Here is a 15,295-nt window from a genome sequence, read left to right on the forward strand (position 1 = left end):
CGCCGCATCTAGGCTCGGCCGGCCGGCCGGCCGCGGCAGGGTGCACGAATGTGTCGTTGGAGACGCTCGCTACGCGGAGGGGAACCGCAGCGATTCGGTGGCTAGCGTTTGAGGTAGGCCAGGACGGCCAGTACCCGGCGGTTGTCGTCTGCGGACGGTTCGATCCGGAGTTTGGTGAAGATGGCGGCTGTGTGTTTGGCGACGGCGCTTTCGCTGATGAACAGGGTTTGCGCTACGGCCGCGTTGGAGCGGCCCTCGGCCATCAGGGCCAGTACGTCCAGTTCGCGCGGTGTCAGCTGGGCGGTGGTGCCCCGGGCGTCGCTGCGGGCCAGTAGCCGTGCGATGACCTGCGGGTCCATGACCGTACCGCCCGCGGCGACGGTGCGTACCGCGTCGATGAACTGGGTGGTGTGCGTAATCCGGTCCTTGAGCAGGTAGCCGATGGCGCCTTGGCCTCCGGCGAGGAGTTCGTGGGCGTAGAGCTGGTCGACGTACTGGGAGAGTACGAGGACCGGGAGCGCCGGCCGTGATCGGCGTGCTTCCAGGGCGGCTTGGAGGCCCTCGTCGGTGAAGGTGGGTGGCAGGCGGATGTCGACGACGGCGACGTCCGGCTGTTCTTCGAGGAGTGTTTTGAGCAGGGCGGGGCCGTTGTCGACTGCGGCGATCACCTCGAATCCGTGTTCCCGGAGGGTGCGGCTCAGTCCGTCCCGGAGGAGGAAGAGGTCTTCGGCGAGGACGACGCGCACGGTATCTCCAAGGTCGCGGTGGTCGGGCCGCCCGGCGGGCTGTGCAGGACGAGGGTTCCGTCGAAGGGATCCAGGCGGCGGCGTACGCCTTGCAGTCCGCTTCCGTCGGGGTCGGCGCCGCCGCGGCCTTCGTCGGTGACCGTGGCGCGCAGGGCGCCGTCGGTGTGGCTGAGGCGGATGTGGACCTCGGGGGCGCCGGAGTGTTTGGCGGCGTTGGCGAGGAGTTCCGCGACGGCGAAGTAGCCGGCGGATTCCACGGGAGCCGGGAGCCGGCCGGGCAGGGCTGTCTCGATGCGCACGTCGAGGTGGCTGTCGAGGGCCAGTGAGCGGACCGCGTCGCCGAGCCCGCGGTCGGCGAGTATCGGGGGCAGGACGCCGTGGACGAGTTCGCGGAGGTCCTGGAGAGCCCTTTGGGAGGTGGCGCGTACCTCCTGCAGGAGTGCGCGGGCGGCCGCGGGGTCACGGTCGAGGCGCCGGGTGGCCTCGTCGAGGGTCATGCCCAGGGCGACGAGGCGGGCCTGTGCCCCGTCGTGCAGGTCCCGCTCGATGCGGCGCAGTTCGGCGGCCTGCACATCGAGGATGTCGGCGCGGGACCCTGCGAGGTGTTCGATGCGGCGGACGAGTTCGGTGGTGTGCGGGGCGGCCAGCAGGCGTCTGCTCCAGCGTGCGTGGAGCCGCAGGGTGGCGGGGGCCAGTTTGAGTCCCGCGGCGACGAATCCGAGGCCGAGCAGGAACGCGGCGAGCATCGCCGGGGTGGAGTCGACCAGGATGAAGGCGTACCAGTTGCCGCCGCCCAGGAGCCGCCAGACGAAGGGCTGCACGGCCGCGCCGAAGAGGCCGTACTCGACGAGGGCCAGCGGCACGGCGGCGAGCAGTGCGCCCGTCCACGGCTCCGCCCAGGCCCAGCGCAGGTCGTGCCAGAACCCGTCGTCGCCGAGGACGGCGCGGGCCTGCCGGTGGCGGCCGGTGGAGTTCTCGGGTGGGGTCGCGCGGGATGGGAGCGGTTGTGGCGGGCTGATCACGGTTCCCGTCCAGCGGGCGGCCCAGTCGCGGTAGCGGTCGGAGATGCGGCGCAGGGCCGCTGCGGCGGGCGGGAGCAGGAGGAAGCCGATGCCGATGGGCAGGAGGAGCAGCGCCCCGATCACGAGGGCGCCGGCCCCGGACACGGCGAGCGCGGCCAGCGAGAGCAACTGGCAGCGGCCGATGTCGGCGAGCGCGCCCCTGAGGCCGATGCCGGGGCGTCTGTCTCCGTGTGCCATGCCCACCTGTGGTTCCGTCATGTCAGCGCGGTCCGTCCGCTGTTGCGGCGGTGATCCTATCCGGCGCGGTCGCCGCCCGGCGGGCGGAGGCGATCCACGGGAGTGCTGCGGCCAGGCAGGCGGCGCCGAAGACCGCCATCGGCGCTGCTGCCGGGGACGTCTCGTCCGTCACGAACAGCATGCCGAGATTGACCAGGGTGTGGAAGCCGCCCGCGAGCAGCAGCCGGTTGCTCCGTACGCGTTCCAGGGCCAGGCCGAGGATCACGGACATCGCGATGGTGGCTGTCAGGAAGCCGGCCGCGTAGGCCGGCCCCTGGGCGAGGGCCGGTACGTGCCACAGGCCCCAGGCGGTCCCGACCAGGGCGGAGGCGGTGACCGGGCCGAAGCGGGTGCGCAGCAGTGGCTGGAGGTAACAGCGCCATCCGATCTCCTCGGCGCAGGCACCGATGAGCTGGGCGGTCACGAGCAGGGTGAGGGGGTGTGCGAAGGCTTGGGGCCTGGTGACGGGGAGGGAGCCGGAGGTGAGCAGGGCGCCGCCGGCGGACAGCGCGGTGATCAGGGCGGGGGTGAGGAGGAGGGCGGCCCGGTTGCCGGAAGGCAGCCGGGCCTCGTGGTCTGCCGGTCCTTTACTGCGCGCGGGCAGCGTTCCCGTGAGCCGGTCCCTGATCCGGCCGGGCCACAGCAGTGCCACGGCCGCCACGGCGAGGGCGGGGCCGAACTGGGTCAGTTGCAGCACCGCGGGTGGTATGCCGGTCGCGGGCTGGAGCGCCCCGCACAGTCCCGCCGCCAGGAAGGCGACGGCGAGGAACACCCCTGTCTCCGCCGCCCATCCGCCGCGCGGTACTCGCCGCTGCTTCTGCCCCTGCTCCTGGTCCTGCTTGTGGTCCTGGTCCTGGTCCGGCCTGTGGTCCTGGTCCTGCTTGTGGTCCGGCATGGTGCCCGGCCTCCCCGTGGATCGCTGGGGGCGCGGCTGTCACGCCCCGCGTCCGACTCTGCCGGTTGGGGTCGGGGCCGTCCCTGCACGTGAGTGCCGGAAGGGGTGTATCCAGGTACACCCCCTCTCAAGGGCGGGTCAGGCCGTGGTGGTGGACCGGTTCTGGCGAGTTCGGGAGTCACCGGCCGTCGCGGCAGTTGCTGCCACTGCCCGCCGGATTGGAGGCGCGCGTGAGGCGCCTCGTCACTCAGGTCAGTTCGACCACGTCGTGGATGTCATCGAACCGGGCACGGGCCCGCTGATGCAGCAGACCCTGCTCGCGGGCCGCTACTCGCCAGGAGCCCGATACCCGATTTGTTCGGCCCTGCGCAGGGCATCCAGCGTTTCATCGACGCTCAGGAGAACGGTCGTCTCGAACGAGCTGAGCGCGCCACCTCCGCTGATCGCCAGCGCGACCGCGGCCATGGACACGTTGTCCGGAGCCTCCCAGAGGTTGTAGCCGTCGTGCGTGCCGAAGGCGTACCAGAAGCCGTGGAGCTTTCCACCGACGGATTCGATGTAGGCCCGAGCGGCGTTTGCGCGGTCCTCGGGGTGGCCGATCAGCCTCGCCCAAGTCTCCGGCGTATAGCTGAACCTCGATAGGTAGAGCGGCATCGTGTCTCCCTTTCGTTTCGCCCATGGATGCCCGCGCCGCGTGGGAGAAAGGCCGGGGCAGATCGCGGTTCGCCCGAACAGCCGGGACGCCCGACTTGGTGTTCGAGCGCTTAAGGGCTGTCCCGTAATCCCCGGTGGATCAGCGCACGGCGTCAGATGCGGTGCATCGCAAGGCGGAGGGGCGTCCTCATACTGGGCGTATTCGGGCGTTCCGACAACGCGGCGAGGTGCCGTAGCTGACGTCGTGCGCCCGCCGGGGATTGCGGGACAGCCCTTAGGCACCGAGCGGGTCGCGGTGACCGGCATGCCGGACACCTACCGGGTGCCACTCCCGCGCTGCCATTGCGCACCGCTGCCGCAGCAGCGTCCTCCTGACGCGCGGGGACAAGGGCTTGGTCCCACCCGGGTGAAGTGGCGGCCACACCAGGAGCTGGCACTACCGGAGCTTTCACAGAAGACGAGAAGGCGCTGCAGTTCGCCTCCGCCGCCCAGCCGAAGCACACAGCTCCCCCACGCCGCAGGGCGGGAGCGCTGCCGACGGTCGCGCTTCTCGCCGCTCTCCTCGGCGCCTGCCTCGCGTGAGCTGCTACACGACTGGAAGAGCAAACTCGCCAAGGCGGCACGGAAACCGTGGCGCCCCGGGCAACGGAACGCCCTCGGAGGCCAGGTTCCGGCGGCCCACTCACAGGCGTGCGGTTCAGGCAACGTCCGTTGCCCAACTTCTCGTCCCCCTGATCGCCACCACGCCGGCCGTCGCGGGCGCCTCGGTACCGGCCCGTGCGGGCCACGGCAGCACAACGGACGCGGGCCTGCCCGCCGGCTGCTGCCGGTGGACGGGCCCGCGCCATCGCTCATCGCGGACTGGCCGCCGGGCGGCCGCGGGACTCAGATCATGTTCTTGTAGATGTTCCAGCCGGAGCCGAACTTCACCCCGGCCGTGAAGGTCGCGGTGCCGGTATTGCCCGTCGAGGTGTACAGGTACATGTCGCCGTTCGGGAGGCGGCCGAGCACATCGCCCTTGCTGTCACCGTCGATGTCTCCCGGCACGACCAGCATGTCGTACACGTTCCAGCCGCTGGCGACCTGTTCCCGGGCGGCGAACGGCGCGGTGGACGTCCCCGTGCCCTTGTAGAGGAACAGCCGGCCGGAGGTGTCCCGGGCGAGCAGGTCGGGCCGCCCGTCGCCGGAGTGGTCGCCGGCGCCGACGAGCGCGTTGTAGGCGTTCCAGCCGGTGCCGACCTTGATGCGCGCGCCGAGCTTGGTGTCCACCGCGCCGTCGCCGGGGTGCAGCCACAGGACGCCGGCGGAGTCGCGGCTGAGGAGGTCGCCCTTGCCGTCGCCGGTGAGGTCACCGGGGCCGGCCATGAGCGTGTAGTTCCACGTCGTGCTGACCTTGTGGCCGCGGATGTACAGGTCGCTGCCGATGTTCTGGACGTAGCTGGCGTGGTTGTGGCTGTTGAGCCCGGTGGCGTAGGTGTTGCGGGAGCCGGGCGTCTCGGTGCCGACGTTGGTCGGCGGCGTCAGATAGGTGCCGTTGGCCAGGGCGTAGTACTTGGCGAGGGTGTCGTTGGCCTCGGTCATGAGGTTCTGTGACTTGCCGTAGAGCTGCGTGGTGCCGGCGCCGACCATGAACTTGTTCCGTTCCCACCCACTGCCGTAGTAGGTGGGGGCGGCGAACTTGCCGCCACCGATCGACTTGTAGAAGTACTGCACACCGTCGCGGTTGCGGGCGATCAAGTCGCTCATGCCGTCCCCGTCGACGTCGTCCGGGCCGCTGATCACGTTGTACGTGTTCCAGCCGGTGCCGACCTTGACGCGGGGCTTGAGCGGGGCGGTGGCGCTTCCGGATCCCTTGTGGAACCACAGCTCGCCGGTCAGGGTGCGGGTGAGGACGTCGCCGAGGCCGTCGCCGTCGACGTCGCTCGCGCCGACGATCTGGTCGTACATGCCCCAGCCGGAGCCGACCTTGACCCGCGTGTTGAAGGGTTTGCTGACGGTTCCGGTGCCGGTGTACAGCCACAGGTCGCCGACGTGGTCGCGGGCCAGCAGGTCGGGGTGGTGGTCCCCGGTCACGTCGCCGGTGGCCACGAGGTGGTTGTACTTCTACCAGCCGCTGCCGGACCACAGAGGTGCGGAAGTGCCTTGCAGGCCGGTCTCGTAGAGCGTGAGCACGCCGTCGAAGGAGAGGGAGAGCAGCTCGGCCTTCGTCGACTGGGGGCACGCCCCGACCGGCGGAGCCGTCGGGCGCGATACCGGCGCTCATCTCCTCACGGTCGCCGGCACCGCACGTCGCTGCGTTGTCGGGCGCGCCGCCGATTCGAAGGGTACCCGTCAGTAGGGTTTCAAAGGGGCCTGGCTACAGTGGTTTTGACTGACCGCCAGCGACGTTCGAGGCTGGCGGAGAGCGTGCGTGCGGCGGTGTGCTGTCGTGCGCGGGAACGAAGGAAATCATGAGTTCGATACACAAGCGCATCGGTGCGGTTCTCGGTTCGTCCGCCCTGTTCGTCGGCGTGGCGCTGACCGCCGGGGCCGGAACCGCCATCGCCGACGAGACGGGTGACCTCGCGACCGACATCGACGTCTCGGTGTCCCTGACCGGGGTCTCGGGGCGTACCGCGATGTCGGCGGACGGGTCGCTCACGGTCCACATCACCAGCCCCCGGGACGGCCACGACATGGGCTTCGTCCGCTGGAACGCGGACCCGCAGCCCGCGCCCGACATCCCGGGCGACTCCCTTATCGCGAAGGACATCAGCCCCGACGGCTGGGCGGTCGAGGCCGAGCTGAGCAACGGCCGCATCGCCTCCACGCGCGGCCACAAGGCGATCTACATGAAGGTCGTATCCGGCAACTTGCCCGAGGGGCACCCCTACAAGCTGCGTGGGTGCGTCGTGAAGGGCAGCGAGCGCCAGTGCACCCCATGGCGCCCGGTACACGCCTGATCCGCTGAAGGGCCGGGCCGCTCAGCGGCCCGGCCCGCACCCGGTACACGGCACCTGGCCTGGCGCCGGTGGGCGGCGCCGTGTCGGGCGATGTGGACGAGCGTGCGGACGGCTTACTCCGGGTCTTCATGGGCGTGGGTCATGCCGGTAGTGAAGCAGCGGACGCTGACAGCCCGCAGGCCGTCCTGGCCGGGTTCGCCCGGGCCGCTGTCGGAGGTGGCAGGGCAGAGGTCGGAGTCGGAGTCGGAGTCGGACTGGATGCCGGCGACCGGGGCGGTAACCGGCGACGTATGACGGCTGCCGGACCTGCCCGCAGTCGACAGCGCCACGGGGGCTGCGAGCGGCCCTTACAGGTGCCGATCCCCGCAGTCGCTATTCGCACCCCTCTTCCGGCTGAGGCCCGCCGTTGACCCGCTCCGAGTACGCGGTTGCTCCCCGCGGAGCGCATCTGCGTCGAGCACCAGGACGTCGCCGGCAAGAACCCTGCTGCGCGAAGGCCCGGATGTAGGCGACGACGACGCCGTGGGCGAAGTACTCGCTCCGGGCCGGGCAGCGGGCTCACGTGCACGATCTGCTCCAGCAGCGACGGCCAACACCTCACTCACCTGCGGATTCGAGTACCTGTTCGTCGATGCCGATCGGCCTTCAGAGGAAATGTCCGCTCACGTGAATGGAGAACCAGACGAGAGCGAGGCATACCGTCACCAGCACGCCTGTGCCGACCAGCCCCACCCTGCGCCGCGCCGGATCGGCGCAGAGCGCGACCAGTACCGGGCCCGCCGCCATGACCCCGTCATTCAGGGCCACGGACTCGGGGAGATCCCGCCGGGAAAGACCGGCGAGAACGACGACGATGAACCATTGAAGGGCGAACGACGCCGCGACCGTCGCCTTCAACGGCCGTACGTCCAGCATCCACAGGGCCAGCAGGAGCACCGGCACAGCCAGGAGCATCCACAGCCCGATCCCCACAAACGGGTAGAGGGAGAAGCAGAACGTGACGCTGTCCGCGCAGCTACGCTCGTCCTCCGCGATCGACCACAGCCACAGGACCCTGGCCATCCAGCCCGTGACCGCACCGGCAACCGCGCTTCCCGCTAAAACCCCGTAGATCTTGTTCATGCAGCTGAGATTCGCAGCCCGACCGGTCCGGGTCCTGAGTACGAATACTCAGACGTGCCGCCTGAGCTGGTGAGACGGGACACCGCCGCTAGGCGACGACCGCGGCCCGGTCGAACTGCGGGCTCGACGGGGTGCCGCCGGTCAGGGCCGGGAAGTCGTCATGCCGGTGTCGCCAGTTCGCCGCCGCGGCCCGGCCCGCCCGGCGATCCGCCAAGGAACGCGTCGGCGCACCAGAGCGGCCGTGCCTGCCCTGCCGGTCGCCCACCCGGGCGCCCAGGGTGAGTCGCCGTACGCGTACCTGATGACGCGTCGCATCGAGCGGGCGACGGCGCTGCTGCTGCGGGGCGACCTTCAGCGTCACCGAGGTCTGCTTCGCGGTCGGCTGCGCGTCGCCGGGAACGTTCACCACCCGCTTCACCGAGCTGGCCTATGCGGCGAATGCGGCGGGCGACCATTGCGATGCTGCGGGTACGGCCCGCGATGCGGGGTCGGCGATCAAGGTGGAGGGGATCCCGACGTACGTGGCGAAGCGAGTCTCAAGACCGGTCAGGAATCGAGAAGCCCCGGCCGCCGCGCAGCCCCTAGCGTGATGGTCATGGCAACCACCACTTTCACCGCAGCCAACACGTCCCTCGCGTCCGTCACCCTTGAGGTGGCCGACCCCGAGGCCGCTCGCCACTTCTACAGCGCCTTCGGCGTGGACACGTACATACGCCTGCGGGCGTCCGAGGCGCCGTCCACCGGATTCCGCGGCTTCACCCTGGCGCTCACGGTGGCCGGGCCGGCCACCGTCGACAGCTTCGTCGGCGCTGCCGTGGACGCCGGCGCCACGGTGCTGAAGCCCGCCGCGAAGTCGCTGTGGGGCTACAGCGGCGTCGTCCAGGCCCCGGACGGGACGATCTGGAAGATCGCGACCTCGGCGAAGAAGGACACCGGCCCCGCCACCCGCGAGATCGACGAGGTCGTCCTGCTGATCGGCGTCGAGGACGTGAAGGCCACCAAGCAGTTCTACGTCGGCCGGGGCCTGACCGTGTCCAAGAGCTTCGGTGGCAAGTACGCCGAGTTCGCCCCAGGTCAGTACAGCCCCGTCAAGCTGGCGCTGTACAAGCGCCGTGCCCTTGCCAAGGATCTCGGCGTCCCCGCCGACGGCACCGGCTCGCACCGCATCGTCCTCGGCAGCACCGCCGACGCCTTCATCGACCCGGACGGGTTCGCCTGGGAGGCTGCCGCGTCGCTCACCCCCACGCTGTCCTGACTCCCGGCCCTGTCATACCGATTGACCGCAGAACACACGCCGATGCGACAGCCGGGCCCTGGCCCGGATGTCCGTCACGTATCCATCCGCGAGGGTCTGGCCGACCAGGTGGGCACGGGACCCGGAAGGCAGCGGCTTCAGTGGGCTGGTTCTGACCTACGTCGTCCGCAGTGAGGCACGGGTCGAGGAGACCATGGCGGAAGCCCAGGAGGCCGGTGCCACGGTCCTCCAGCCCGCCGGTGCTCTGCCGTGGGGCGGCTACGGCGGCACCTTCGCCGGACCCGCGGTGAGCCGGCGGAACAACAGGAGAAAGATCATGAAATTCCGGGCCCATGTCGAGCCACCCGAGCCCATGCGGGGCCTGGAAGTTCCGCCCGAGGTGGTAGCAGCGCTCGGCGGGGGCGCGCGGCCGCCAGTGGCGATCACGCTCAACGGGCATTCCTGGAAGAGCCGGGTCGCCATCATGCGAGGCCGCCACCTGCTCGGCCTCAGCAATGCCAACCGGCAGGCCGCGGGTGTCGCGATCGGCGAGGAAGTCGAGGTCGAGGTCGACACCGAGCCGCGCGTCCTCGTCGAGCCTCCCGACTTCGCCCGCGCCCTGGACGACGACCCGGTCGCCCGCGCCGCGTACGACAACCTTGCCTACAGCCGCAAGCAGGAGCATGTGCGCGCCATCGAGAGCGCGAAGAGCCCCGAGACGCGCCGACGGCGTATCGAGAAGGCCATCGCCACCCTGCGGGGCTGACCCCCGAAAGCAAAGACTCCGGCGGCACTGCAGTCGCCGTGCGGAGGCCCAACCCTGCCCAATTCCTCCTGAAGGGACACGTATGTCGAAGCGACTCATGACCGGTTTGTACTGGTTCCTGGCCTTTGAGTTCGCGCTGGGCGCCGTGACCAAGTACTGGCCGGACGACACGATATTCAGCTCGGCGTACTCCGCGAAGTTCGTCGATTGGGGTTACCCGTCCTGGATGCGCTTCGTGGTCGGTGCCCTGGAAGGTGCAGCCGCCGTCCTGCTGGTGATCCCCAACAAGCGAACACGCTTCCTGGGTGCCACGACGCTGATGTTCGTGCTCACCGGCGCGGTCACCACCCACATCGTCAACCATGACCCGGCGGTGGAGAGCTGGGCCGCGCCGACCCACCTCCTCATCATGGGCATCCTCGCGCTGGCCAATTGGCCCGCCGACTGGCGGGACCTGCTGCGGGCTCCTGCCGCGCCGACAGTCCGAACACCACGTCCATCCAACGAAATGACAAGGGTGCAGCACCGTAGAGGGAATCCCTGACCTGCACCGACCCGCGGCGGCCTCATCGCCCTGCCGCTGGACCGGGCGCTGATCAGGACGGTCATGCCCCGCTCGGCGAGCTCTCCGGCGGCGGCACGGCCGATCCCCTTGTTCCGTTCACCCGGGTACCAAGAAGGGCCGCCCCCTGCAGCGGCGGCCGCGACAGCGGACCGCATCGTGATCATCATGGGCCGGTTCTGCCGGCCCCCGGCCGGGGTGCAGCCCGGCCCGATCTCCAAGAGCGACAGCCCCAGGGCCTGATCCCGCTGACGCCGAACCAGGCCGACAGTAAGTCAGAGGGCTCTCACCTTGTCCGCCTGCGGCCCACGCTGTCCCTGGGTGATCTCGAACTCCACCCGCTGATTCTCCTCCAGGTTCCTGAACCCGGAGCCCTGGATCGCGCTGAAGTGAACGAAGACGTCCGCACCGCCCTCATCCGGAGAGATGAAACCGAAGCCCTTCTCCCCGTTGAACCACTTCACAGTCCCCTCAGCCATACCCAACCCCTTGGAAGACATCGCCGAGAACACGATCCGCACCCGGCTGCACGCCGATACTCCCCAACCGCCCCAAGACAAAACCCCAGACCCGGGTCGTGCGCGCCGACGAGCCGGCCCGCCGTGTCGCCCGGCACTCGGGGCCACATCCTCGACGGGGACGTGTCGTTGTCCCCTGTGAGGGGCGTGGCCGGGACGGCTGCGGCATCAAGGTTGGGCTGGGAAGGGTGTGGGCGCGTGGCCGTGCCGTCGGGCGGGCGGAGTGTACTGGTGACGGGGGCGACGGGCGGGTTCGGCCGGGTGATCGTGTTCCGACTCGCGGGCGCGGGCTGGGACGTGATCGCCGGAGCACGCGACCAGGACAAGGCGAAGCAGCTGGAAGCAGCCGCTGCCGAGCGCGGCCTGACTCTGCGCACCGTGCAGTTGGACGTCGCGTGCGCACAGTCCTGCCGCACGGCGCTGGGCGATGTCGCGGAGATGACCGGTGGCGGCCCGTGGGCGCTGGTGAACAACGCCGGTATCCCGCAGGCGGGTGCGCTGGCCGACGTCGGTGACGAGCAGGCCCGCTATCTGCTGGAGGTGAATCTGCTGGGTCCGGCCCGGCTGTGCCGGATGGTTCTGTCGGGCATGGCCGCCCGCGGTGGCGGCCGGATCGTGAACATCTCCTCAGGCCTGGGCCGTGTCCCGTGGCCGATGGGAGCCTGGTACAGCGCGGGCAAGCACGCTCTCTCCGCGCTCACGCACTGCCTGCGCGTAGAGGCGGCCCACCTCGGTGTCCGTGTCTGCCTGGTGGAGCCCGGCGCGTTCGCCACCCCCATGCTCGGCCGTGCGCTGACCGACCTCGACACCGTCCGCGAGCCCGGCAGTCCCGGATACGAGGCCACGGCCCGCCTGTTCACGTCCGTGGACCGCCGGGTGCCCGGGCCTGAGCCGGTGGCACGCACCGTCGAGGCGTGCCTGACGGCCCGCCGGCCGCGCCCGCGTTACGTCGTGGGGCGCGACGCCCGTCTCCTGGTCCCGCTCCACACGTTGCTGCCGCTGGCGTGGACCGACCGTCTCAAGCACGCCGTCACCGGTCTGCCCCGCACCCCCGCGGCCGTCCCGCCACCGGTACCCCCGCCCGGCCCGGGCCCGCGTCGGCCCTCCGCCGGTGCGAAGGAGCGGGCGTGAACACCTACAGCCGCATCACCCACGCCTCGGTCCACCTGCCCACCGGACGCCAGAGCGCCACCGAGATCGAACAACGCCTGCACCACCACAGCCCTTCTCTCACACTCCCTCCCGGCCTGCTCCGGCGCGCCTTCGGCCTGTACGAGCGCACTCTCGCCGACCCCGCGGACCTGCCGTCCGACCTCGCCGCACGCGCCGCGACCAGGCTCCTGGACTCCGCGCGACTACAGGCCGCCGACATCGGCCTGCTCCTCTTCGCGGCCGTCAGCGCCGACGTCCGCGAACCCGCCAACGCCCACATCGTCGCGGCGAAGACAGGCCTGTCCTGTCCCGCCTTCGACATCGGCAACGCCTGCAACGGGGTCATCAACGCCCTCCAGGTCGCCGACGCCCTGATCCGCACCGGCCAGCACCGCCGTGTCCTGATCACCTGCGGGGAAACCCTCACCCGTCTCTCCCGCTGGGAGCTGGACCGGACCCAGCTGCGCACCGGACTCACCTCCCTGACCGGGGCCGACATGGGCGCAGCCCTCCTGGTGGAGGCCTCACCCGTCCCGGGCATCACCAGCTCCGTGTTCCTGGCCAACTCCGCGAGCTGGCCCGCCGCCACCCTCTACGACCCCCATCACGCCCCCACCCACCTCCAGGGCCTCCACGTCGACTCCGACGCACTTCTGGCCTCCTTCAGCGGCCTGGACGCCCAGGCAGCCCAGTGGCTGAAGGAACAGGACGTCGACGTCCGCGAACTCGACCTCGTCTGCGTCCACCAGCCGTCCCAGCCTTTCGTGGACGCCTTCCGCGCCCGCATGGACATCGACCCCGCGCAGATCATCCCGACCTTCCCCCACACGGGGAACGCCGCCGCCGCGACCCTGCCCCTCCAACTCGCCCGAGCAGTCCACGACCGCCGCCTGGCCCCCGGCGACACGGTCGCACTGTTCGGCCTCGCCAGTGGAGCCAGCGGCGCAGTGATGCTGCTGCGCTGGTGACACACCACGTCCCCGGGCACAGGCCCCGGCATGGCGTCGAGGCAAGGCAGCCACGCGGAGAGGTAACCCGAACGGGGGTGAAGCCCCGCGGAGGCCACGCGGCCTGTGCCGGCCCTCCGGCGCCGGAAGGGCAACGTCCGCCGCCTCACCGCGAGGCGGTGCGCCACACCACATCCGGTGGCGGCCGCGCTCGCGCTGTTGAACGGTTCAGCCGGACCCGACGGACAGCGGGCCGACCCGACTCTCCAGCCACACGGGCAGATCCAGGAGACGGACGCCTCCCTGCTCGGCAGCCGGGCGGCAGAGACCGGGGTTTCAGAGGCGACATAGCGGCCACACGCGCAGGAGGAACGGACTACGAGGGAAGGAGCGCTCCCATGACGACGATGGTCCTGCTGATCGCGCCGATGGCGTTGGCCCTGCTGCTCGTCCACCGCAGGGGCGGGCACCGTGCCCGGCACCGGGCGAGCCGGTTCTGACCAGCGTCCCGACCCGTCCGGTCCGGCGTCACACGAGAGCGCAAGCGAGGTGAGCGCGGTGTCCATACGTGCCAAGGGGTGGGCCACTTCCTTCCCCGTACACCGAGGGGTGCGCGAGGCCCGCCGGTGGACCGCGGAACGCCTCGACTCCCTGCAGTGGACGACGGACGCCCCCGACACGGCGCACTCCGTCCTGCTGACGGTGTCGGAGCTCGTCACCAACGCGCATGTCCACGCCCACAGCGGCGCCGGGCTGGTGCTCACCTGGGACGGCCGGTGCCTGCACGTCAGCGTCGCCGACGGCGACCCGTACCTGCCGGCCCCGCGCGACCCCTCACGCGAGGCGACTTCGGGACGGGGACTCGCCATCATCGACGCCCTCGCCGATGCCTGGGACGCCCATTCCTTCCACGGCGGCAAGACGATCACCGCCTGTTTCCATCCCGGGGTGACGCCCGCCCCGCACACCGTGAGGGGTCACTCGGGGCCGCCGGCCGGCGAATCCCCCGACACGTGACGGCCCGTTCCCGCGCGGTGGCGTGAGTGCCGGACGCGCGGTCATCCGGTCGGTCCGTCCGTGGGCCCGGGCCGACCGGATGTTCCGAGGATCGGCTCGGGTTCGGTCCCGGAGATCTCGGGCTCCAGTCCCTCCCCGAGGCCGTTCTTCGTGAGGAACCCTATGAGGGCGCCGGCCGTCTCGGTGACGGCGGCCCAGGCCGCCAGGCGCCACGCGCGATGCCTCAGGAGCCACACCACCAAGGCGGCCACCAGGAGCCTCAGGGTCACCGGGTCCCGCACCGCGTCCGTGAGGAAGCCCAGGACCCGCACCTGCGCCGGGTCTTCGACGGCGGCGCTGTGGAGCCGTTCGGCTGTGTCCCGGTCGAGGCGGTGGAGCGGGGGCCACCGGGATTCGACGAGCACGAGGGCCAGTACGAACGGCACGGTCACGGCGGTCGTCGCCGTCACCGTCAGCAGCAGTCTCGTCCCGAAGGCCGCGTCCGGCCCGGAACAGCCGGCCAGGAACGCGCGGCCTGTGCGGCATCGGGAGCGAGGCGGGCGCTGTGCCACGGGTACGCGGCTTTCGGTCGGGGGCGTTCGGGCGGCGGTGTGGGCGGGTCGTCAGACTCCGGGGTCCCGTGCGACCGGTTCGCGCACGCCGGCTCGTACGGCTTCCAGCTGGGCGGCGAAGGAGAGGCTCAGGAACAGGGCCAGGGAGGTCAGGCAGGACCACAGCAGCAGCGAGACGAGGGCGCTGAGGGGGCCGTACACGCTGGTGAAGGTGCTGCTGGCGCCGACGTACAGGCTCAACGCCCAGGTCGCCGTGATCGGACGAAGCTGAGCCCCAGCGGAAGACCCGCGAGGGCCGCCATGACGAGCCCGCAGGCGTACTTGCGCAGGAAGGGCCGGTCGCGTTCGTTGCGATGGATCCGGTTGGCGCCGCGTTCGACCTGGCACAGGCTCGTGACGACGTTGACGAGGGAGAAGAGCAGGCCCCGCCAGAGGGCGGCCCGGCCGCCATCGCCGGCATGGCGGCGGCTCTCGCGCAGGGCCCCGTCGACCACTTCCCGGCTGGGACCACTGGTGATCCGTCCGATCGTCAGCCCGGCCACGCGGCCGATTCCCTCGGTGTGGAGGACGCTGGACAGGCCGATGGCGGCGATGGCGAGGAGCACGCTGGACAGGACGGTCTGCAGGGCGAGGGCGCGGGAGTGGCTGAAGCCGTCCGCGTGGCGAAAGCGTACGAAGGAGTCCCTGACCAGGCTCCATCCTCCGTGGCGGCGCAGCGCGGACCAGGCCTCGTCCGCGGACAGTTCCTCGCCGGCCACGTCACGTCTCTGTGGCACTCGGCTCGCGGTTCCCATCGGCTTCCTGACTGTGTGTGGTCCCGGGGGGGGGGGGGGGGAGGGGGGGGGGGGGGGGGGGGTGGGGGGGGGGGGGGGGGGGGAGAGGAACGAAGCG

General features: G+C 70.8%; 16 protein-coding genes and 2 pseudogenes. 8 read left to right on the forward strand and 10 right to left on the reverse strand.

What is annotated here, in order from left to right:
* Positions 1 to 101: 101 nt before the first annotated feature.
* The 5 genes from ACZ4YL_RS19550 to ACZ4YL_RS19570 form a co-directional block, all read right to left on the reverse strand.
* On the reverse strand, positions 102 to 746 hold the full coding sequence (locus tag ACZ4YL_RS19550) for a response regulator transcription factor (RefSeq protein ID WP_468117857.1): 645 nt from the start codon (positions 744 to 746) through the stop codon (positions 102 to 104).
* The gene (locus tag ACZ4YL_RS19555; RefSeq protein ID WP_468117858.1) at positions 698 to 2,005 is read right to left on the reverse strand and encodes a sensor histidine kinase; all 1,308 of its coding nucleotides are present in this window, start codon (positions 2,003 to 2,005) and stop codon (positions 698 to 700) included. Before ACZ4YL_RS19555 ends, ACZ4YL_RS19550 begins: the two co-directional genes overlap by 49 nt.
* 22 nt (positions 2,006 to 2,027) lie before the next feature.
* Positions 2,028 to 2,939: a lysostaphin resistance A-like protein gene (locus ACZ4YL_RS19560; RefSeq protein ID WP_468117859.1), complete on the reverse strand. Its 912-nt coding sequence runs from the start codon at positions 2,937 to 2,939 to the stop codon at positions 2,028 to 2,030.
* Between the two features lie 327 nt (positions 2,940 to 3,266).
* On the reverse strand, positions 3,267 to 3,593 hold the full coding sequence (locus ACZ4YL_RS19565; protein WP_468117860.1) for a GYD domain-containing protein: 327 nt from the start codon (positions 3,591 to 3,593) through the stop codon (positions 3,267 to 3,269).
* A gap of 885 nt (positions 3,594 to 4,478) precedes the next feature.
* Positions 4,479 to 5,681, reverse strand: a complete 1,203-nt coding sequence (locus ACZ4YL_RS19570) for an FG-GAP repeat domain-containing protein (RefSeq protein ID WP_468117861.1) — start codon at positions 5,679 to 5,681, stop codon at positions 4,479 to 4,481.
* A gap of 362 nt (positions 5,682 to 6,043) precedes the next feature.
* Between ACZ4YL_RS19570 and ACZ4YL_RS19575 the strand changes: the two genes are divergently transcribed.
* Complete coding sequence (locus ACZ4YL_RS19575; RefSeq protein WP_468117863.1) at positions 6,044 to 6,535, forward strand: hypothetical protein; 492 nt, start codon at positions 6,044 to 6,046, stop codon at positions 6,533 to 6,535.
* 645 nt (positions 6,536 to 7,180) lie between these two features.
* Here the strand turns inward: ACZ4YL_RS19575 and ACZ4YL_RS19580 are convergent.
* Together ACZ4YL_RS19580 and ACZ4YL_RS19585 are read right to left on the reverse strand one after the other, a co-directional pair.
* A complete protein-coding gene (locus ACZ4YL_RS19580; RefSeq protein WP_468117865.1) occupies positions 7,181 to 7,657 on the reverse strand; it encodes a hypothetical protein in 477 nt (158 codons plus the stop codon).
* Positions 7,658 to 7,745: 88 nt separating this feature from the next.
* Positions 7,746 to 7,871, reverse strand: a complete 126-nt coding sequence (locus ACZ4YL_RS19585) for a hypothetical protein (protein ID WP_468117867.1) — start codon at positions 7,869 to 7,871, stop codon at positions 7,746 to 7,748.
* Between the two features lie 57 nt (positions 7,872 to 7,928).
* On the opposite strand from ACZ4YL_RS19585, the pseudogene ACZ4YL_RS19590 reads away from it, so the two are divergent.
* The 4 genes and pseudogenes from ACZ4YL_RS19590 to ACZ4YL_RS19605 all read left to right on the forward strand — a co-directional run.
* A pseudogene (locus tag ACZ4YL_RS19590) lies at positions 7,929 to 8,247 on the forward strand (helix-turn-helix domain-containing protein); the annotation flags it as partial.
* Positions 8,247 to 8,912, forward strand: coding sequence for a glyoxalase (locus tag ACZ4YL_RS19595; protein ID WP_468117869.1), 666 nt, complete (start codon positions 8,247 to 8,249; stop codon positions 8,910 to 8,912). The pseudogene ACZ4YL_RS19590 and the gene ACZ4YL_RS19595, both read left to right, overlap by 1 nt.
* Before the next feature lie 193 nt (positions 8,913 to 9,105).
* The gene (locus tag ACZ4YL_RS19600; protein WP_468117871.1) at positions 9,106 to 9,657 is read left to right on the forward strand and encodes a YdeI/OmpD-associated family protein; all 552 of its coding nucleotides are present in this window, start codon (positions 9,106 to 9,108) and stop codon (positions 9,655 to 9,657) included.
* A gap of 82 nt (positions 9,658 to 9,739) precedes the next feature.
* Complete coding sequence (locus tag ACZ4YL_RS19605; RefSeq protein ID WP_468117873.1) at positions 9,740 to 10,201, forward strand: DoxX family protein; 462 nt, start codon at positions 9,740 to 9,742, stop codon at positions 10,199 to 10,201.
* A 293-nt stretch (positions 10,202 to 10,494) separates the two neighbouring features.
* Here the strand turns inward: ACZ4YL_RS19605 and ACZ4YL_RS19610 are convergent, their stop codons facing one another.
* On the reverse strand, positions 10,495 to 10,698 hold the full coding sequence (locus ACZ4YL_RS19610; protein WP_468117874.1) for a cold-shock protein: 204 nt from the start codon (positions 10,696 to 10,698) through the stop codon (positions 10,495 to 10,497).
* A gap of 270 nt (positions 10,699 to 10,968) precedes the next feature.
* Between ACZ4YL_RS19610 and ACZ4YL_RS19615 the strand changes: the two genes are divergently transcribed.
* From ACZ4YL_RS19615 to ACZ4YL_RS19625, 3 genes are all read left to right on the forward strand, one after another.
* On the forward strand, positions 10,969 to 11,868 hold the full coding sequence (locus ACZ4YL_RS19615) for an SDR family NAD(P)-dependent oxidoreductase (RefSeq protein WP_468117876.1): 900 nt from the start codon (positions 10,969 to 10,971) through the stop codon (positions 11,866 to 11,868).
* Complete coding sequence (locus ACZ4YL_RS19620) at positions 11,865 to 12,857, forward strand: 3-oxoacyl-ACP synthase III family protein (RefSeq protein ID WP_468117878.1); 993 nt, start codon at positions 11,865 to 11,867, stop codon at positions 12,855 to 12,857. Before ACZ4YL_RS19615 ends, ACZ4YL_RS19620 begins: the two co-directional genes overlap by 4 nt.
* A 543-nt stretch (positions 12,858 to 13,400) precedes the next feature.
* Entirely contained in the window at positions 13,401 to 13,853 is a 453-nt protein-coding gene (locus ACZ4YL_RS19625) for an ATP-binding protein (protein ID WP_468118192.1), read from the forward strand.
* 41 nt (positions 13,854 to 13,894) lie between these two features.
* Here ACZ4YL_RS19625 and ACZ4YL_RS19630 read toward each other — a convergent pair whose 3' ends face one another.
* Positions 13,895 to 14,302, reverse strand: coding sequence for a hypothetical protein (locus ACZ4YL_RS19630; RefSeq protein WP_468117880.1), 408 nt, complete (start codon positions 14,300 to 14,302; stop codon positions 13,895 to 13,897).
* A gap of 153 nt (positions 14,303 to 14,455) precedes the next feature.
* Positions 14,456 to 15,198, reverse strand: a pseudogene (locus ACZ4YL_RS19635) (hypothetical protein).
* Positions 15,199 to 15,295: the final 97 nt, after the last annotated feature.

This window comes from Streptomyces sp. NPDC030021 (assembly GCF_055574035.1).

Bases quoted from the DNA above. Each gene is read 5' to 3' on its own strand.
- ACZ4YL_RS19575 (WP_468117863.1), top strand. From the start codon at position 6,044: ATGAGTTCGATACACAAGCGCATCGGTGCGGTTCTCGGTTCGTCCGCC.
- ACZ4YL_RS19565 (WP_468117860.1), bottom strand. From the start codon at position 3,593: ATGCCGCTCTACCTATCGAGGTTCAGCTATACGCCGGAGACTTGGGCG.
- ACZ4YL_RS19600 (WP_468117871.1), top strand. From the start codon at position 9,106: ATGGCGGAAGCCCAGGAGGCCGGTGCCACGGTCCTCCAGCCCGCCGGT.
- ACZ4YL_RS19595 (WP_468117869.1), top strand. From the start codon at position 8,247: ATGGTCATGGCAACCACCACTTTCACCGCAGCCAACACGTCCCTCGCG.
- ACZ4YL_RS19555 (WP_468117858.1), bottom strand. From the start codon at position 2,005: ATGGCACACGGAGACAGACGCCCCGGCATCGGCCTCAGGGGCGCGCTC.
- ACZ4YL_RS19610 (WP_468117874.1), bottom strand. From the start codon at position 10,698: ATGGCTGAGGGGACTGTGAAGTGGTTCAACGGGGAGAAGGGCTTCGGT.
- ACZ4YL_RS19605 (WP_468117873.1), top strand. From the start codon at position 9,740: ATGTCGAAGCGACTCATGACCGGTTTGTACTGGTTCCTGGCCTTTGAG.
- ACZ4YL_RS19560 (WP_468117859.1), bottom strand. From the start codon at position 2,939: ATGCCGGACCACAAGCAGGACCAGGACCACAGGCCGGACCAGGACCAG.
- ACZ4YL_RS19580 (WP_468117865.1), bottom strand. From the start codon at position 7,657: ATGAACAAGATCTACGGGGTTTTAGCGGGAAGCGCGGTTGCCGGTGCG.